The sequence below is a fragment of the Desulfobulbus alkaliphilus genome (assembly GCF_016918545.1).
Taxonomy (GTDB): Bacteria; Desulfobacterota; Desulfobulbia; order Desulfobulbales; family Desulfobulbaceae; genus Desulfobulbus; species Desulfobulbus alkaliphilus.
On the sequence record NZ_JAFFQC010000120.1, the window covers coordinates 1 to 620 of the forward strand.

Annotated in this window: 2 protein-coding genes; one reads left to right on the plus strand and one right to left on the minus strand. The window is 57.9% G+C overall.

Annotation, left to right across the window (positions count from 1 at the left end; all coding sequences use genetic code 11):
* The first annotated feature begins 43 nt into the window (after nt 1-43).
* Nucleotides 44-286 carry a plasmid replication protein RepB gene (locus tag JWG43_RS17665; RefSeq protein WP_103859311.1) on the plus strand — a complete coding sequence of 81 codons (243 nt, stop codon included), beginning with the start codon at nt 44-46 and terminating at the stop codon, nt 284-286.
* Between the two features lie 189 nt (nt 287-475).
* Here JWG43_RS17665 and JWG43_RS20390 read toward each other — a convergent pair.
* Nucleotides 476-620: LuxR C-terminal-related transcriptional regulator (locus JWG43_RS20390; RefSeq protein ID WP_371925218.1), on the minus strand; the 145-nt coding region annotated here is incomplete at its 5' end.

The window sequence follows — 620 nt, forward strand, 5'->3', positions numbered from 1 at the left end:
AGAATCATTTTATTAATTTGACGAATCAAAGGCGCGATTTGATATGGAAGAGCTGCAAGCAAAGTGGACGTTCGACCAGGGCGGGTTTGCCAAAGCCCTGATCGCACCCACTCCGATGGGAGCCGGATACCACCTGCACCTGGTGAAGTTCGGTAAACAGAGCGAGACCATTGTCCTGGAACGACAGCGCGGTGGCTGGCGGGTGTTCAAGAGCATCGATGCCGCCGCCAACACCGCCAATGGCATTGGCTTTCGGCGTATCGAGATCGACCTGAGCAGTCGTTGAGGGCCAAGACAAAGGCCAGCCTCACCCCGCTCCGTGGACAACGCCCCCGCCCACAGGCCAAACCAACGGCCTATGGACGGCCTCCGGTTCGGGCGCGTGCCCACCTCGCCAAGATCCGCTCTCTAAGGCAAAGCCATATCAGACAAAAACGCCCTTCGGGCGCTGTTATCTGATATGGCTTTGTTTCGATCACTCGCGCCCACGTTTGAGATACAGGCTGACGGTACTGGCCGAGATTTGCAGATCCTCGGCAATGTCGCGGTTACTGTAGCCCTGAGCCTTGAGTTGCAGCACCTCCGGCAACAGGTCTGCACGGGCCTTGCCGCTGTTGCTT